Source organism: uncultured Idiomarina sp. (assembly GCF_964010655.1).
Lineage (GTDB): Bacteria > Pseudomonadota > Gammaproteobacteria > Enterobacterales > Alteromonadaceae > Idiomarina > Idiomarina baltica.
This window is the reverse complement of sequence record NZ_CAXGLS010000083.1, coordinates 1-3,549: the sequence shown is the minus strand read 5'-3', so window position 1 is coordinate 3,549 and position 3,549 is coordinate 1. Positions and strand designations below refer to the sequence as shown.

Annotated in this window: 3 protein-coding genes; all 3 read left to right on the top strand. The window is 45.5% G+C overall.

What is annotated here, in order from left to right; all coding sequences use genetic code 11:
- Positions 1-36 precede the first annotated feature (36 nt).
- Complete coding sequence (locus ABNS04_RS12225; RefSeq protein WP_105933551.1) at positions 37-489, top strand: MarR family transcriptional regulator; 453 nt, start codon at positions 37-39, stop codon at positions 487-489.
- Between the two features lie 67 nt (positions 490-556).
- The gene (locus tag ABNS04_RS12220) at positions 557-1,675 is read left to right on the top strand and encodes an efflux RND transporter periplasmic adaptor subunit (RefSeq protein ID WP_034821459.1); all 1,119 of its coding nucleotides are present in this window, start codon (positions 557-559) and stop codon (positions 1,673-1,675) included.
- A partial coding sequence (locus ABNS04_RS12215) for an efflux RND transporter permease subunit (RefSeq protein WP_348671579.1) occupies positions 1,675-3,549 on the top strand: 1,875 nt, incomplete at its 3' end. The genes ABNS04_RS12220 and ABNS04_RS12215, both read left to right, overlap by 1 nt.

Below are 3,549 nucleotides of genomic sequence, written 5' to 3'. Positions count from 1 at the left end.
TTAGCCTTAAATTATCCAAATTAACAAGTTTTTACTATGAATAAGCTTACCGAAGCAGAATTACAGTTTATTACCGATATGGGCATGCACACTCAGGGCTATGGTTTTTCTCGCATTGCCGGGCAAATAATTGCGGCTCTTATCATATCTGATGCCCCACTAAATACAGCCGATCTCATGAGCTTACTTGAAATAAGTAAAGGAAGTGTCAGCACCAATATTCGCTTTTTGGAAATGCTCCAGCTGGTCGAACGCAGAGCGCTGCCTGGTAAGCGCCAAAACTATTTTGTAATGCGTACCAACCCTTATGATTCGCTGCTGGAATTAAAGATAAAACAGCATGAAGAAGCGAAAAAGATAATAACGGAAGCCAAAGCAAGTATTAAGAATTCTAAAGCTCAGGAGAAAATTACTGAGCTGGAAAGGTTTAATACACTCTACGATGAAAGCGTGAAAAAGTTGCTGTTGGAGTTGAAATCCGAACGCTAAGCCATGCTCAATAGTCAGAAAAATTGACGTTTGACGAAAACATTTAAATAATTTAGGTGCAACATCAATGACCTCATCATCATGTGGCTCACTGCACAAGCAGCAAGGCCGAATCAGTAGCTCTACAGCCGTATTTATTGCCATCGTAACCTTGGTTTTCTTGTGGATAGCCAGTGGTTTCATCTTCAGAGGCGATACCGAAAAGACAAACGCAACTAAGAGCAATTTACCGTCAGTTGCAGTAAGAAATAGTCAAGCCCAGCTTGTGGCTCGCGAGTTGACACTAAACGGCGAAATTAGACCAAATCAGCAACTTAATATTCGAGCACGTACTGACGGCATGCTCGAAATGATTGCCGACAGCGGTGCTGAGGTTAGCCAAGGTGATGTCATTGCAAAACTTTCTATTGATGATCGCGAAGTTCAACGCACTCAGGCAGAAGCTCAAGTAAAAAAAGCACAAAGCGACTTCAATGCGACGAAAAAGCTCATCGAACAAAATTTGTCGTCCCAGTCTCAACTCCAGGCGTTGGAAGCACAACTAGAAGCAGCACGAGCACAGCTTCGCCGTATTACCTTCGATATTGAAAATACTGAATTGACAGCACCGGTCAGCGGCGTTATCAATCAACGCTTTATTGAGCAAGGTGCTTATGTGTCAGCCGGCAACCAAGTACTAGAGCTTATCGATAACGATCCGTTAATCGCCATTATTAACGTACAACAAAGTCAAATTCACAGGCTCAAACTCAACATGCCCGCGACGGTCAAACTTATCGGTGGTACTGATCGTCAGGGACAGGTCAGCTTTATCGCTCCTATTGCCGATCCGCAGACCCGGACATTTCGCGTTGAAATAACCATCCCAAACCAGAACGACCCTATCCCTTCCGGTATGAGTGCCGAAGTCGTTATTGAAACCAACAACGTTAAAGCACACAAAATTTCTGCGGCCCAAATCAAAATAGATGCGGCTGGCCGCATGGGTGTTTTAACCATTAATGACAATAACGAAACACGTTTTTCTCCAGTTACTGTGGAGCGGGCAGACGTTAATGCCTTATGGGTCAGCGGGCTGGATGACGAAACGCGTTTAGTCATCATTAGCCATAGTTCGTTGACCGCCGGTCAAAAAGTTACCCCCAAACCCGTACCTGCTGATTATGACAAAGGCGAGGAATTATAATGAAAGCCTTTATTGCCGCCGCTTTCTCACGCAATCGCGCAGCGATACTGTTACTCGCTGTATTGTTGATAATGGGCAGCATTGCCTACGCCACAATTCCTAAAGAAGCTGCACCCGAAATTGACATTCCGGTATTCACCGTCACCGTAAGCTACCCCGGCATTTCAACGGAAGACAGCGCACGTTTATTAGTCGAGCCGCTTGAGCGAAAATTACAAAGCATCGACGGTTTAGATACTTTAACCGCTCAAGCCGGTGAAGGCTTTGCCATGTTACAACTGGAGTTTGCCGCAGGCTTCGACAATGAAAAAGCACTACGTGATGTAAAGGACGAAACTGAAAAAGCAGAACAAGATTTACCGTCCGATGCTGAGAAGCCCACGGTGCAAGAGGTTGATCTGTCTTTATTCCCCATTTTAACGGTTGCGCTCTCAGGCAATATTCCCGAACGGGACTTAATCCAACTGGCACGTAATTTAGAAGATAAACTTGAAACACTTAATGGCGTACTCGAAATCGATATGTCAGGTGATCGTGAAGATCTGTTAGAGATCATCATTGAACCATTAGCTATGCAGTCTTACAACATTTCATTAGCGGAGGTGTCGCAGGCTATTAGTAATAACAACCTTCTGGTTACCGCGGGTGCAATGGATACCGGGGCAGGACGCATTAGCGTCGCCATCCCTGGCACCATTGAGAACATTGTCGATGTACTCGAGATGCCGATAAAAACTACGCCCAATAATGTCGTACGGGTAAGCGATGTCGCTGAAGTTCGACGCACCTTTAAAGATCCCGTCAGTTACGCCCGTATTGATGGTCAACCGTCGATAGCACTTGATATTAAAAAACTGAGCAGCGCTAATGTGATTGACGTCGTCGATCGTGTAACCCAAATGGTCGAACAGGAGCGCACCGACTGGCCTGCAACCGTTAATGTCGCTTATATGCAAAACCAGGCAGACGATGTTAAGCAATTTCTGGGCGACCTTGAAAACAATGTCATACTCGCCATTATTCTGGTCATACTAACGGTCGTGGTGGCTTTGGGTGTAAAAGCTTCCCTGCTCGTTGCTCTTGCTATTCCAGGCTCATTTCTTGGTGGCATTTTAACGCTGCAATTGCTGGGTATTACACTGAACATCGTGGTCCTGTTCGCACTCATTTTAGTTATTGGTATGTTAGTGGATGGTGCCATTGTCGTGGTCGACCTTGCAGAGCGCTATCGTCGACAAGGACAAGACCGATTACAAGCTTATCTGGCAGCTTCCCAACGCATGGCGTGGCCTATTATTGCGTCGACAATGACCACCCTCGCCGTATTTATACCACTGCTCTTTTGGCCAGGTATGGCCGGGCAATTTATGTTTTATCTGCCCGCCACTGTTATCATAACACTGCTCATGTCTTTGCTCATGGCACTGGTTTTCGTTCCGATAATTGGCTCCTCAGTAAAAAGCAAAGTATCAGTGACCTCACAATCAGCAAATGCAGCAGACAACGGTTCAAAACTCCAGTCTTTGGTTAGCTATATGGTGGATAAGCCGTTACTTGCTTTGCTGGTCAGCCTGTTTGTCTTATTACTTTCATTTTTCCTCTACAGCAAGCTCGGGCAAGGCATAAACTTTTTCCCTGACATCGAGGCCGATCGTATACAAATACAAGTTCAAGCCGATGGTAATTTATCAGTAAGTGAAGCTGATAATCTGGTTAAGCTCGTCGATAAGGCCGTTGAGCCGGTCGCGGGCATTGAACGCATTTATTCTCGTACCATCGGGACAGTTGAGGAAAGGCTGAAAGCCAACCTGGACTCAGAAATTATTGGTACACTACAAATTGATTTGCTGGATTGGCAGGAGCGTGATTCTGCC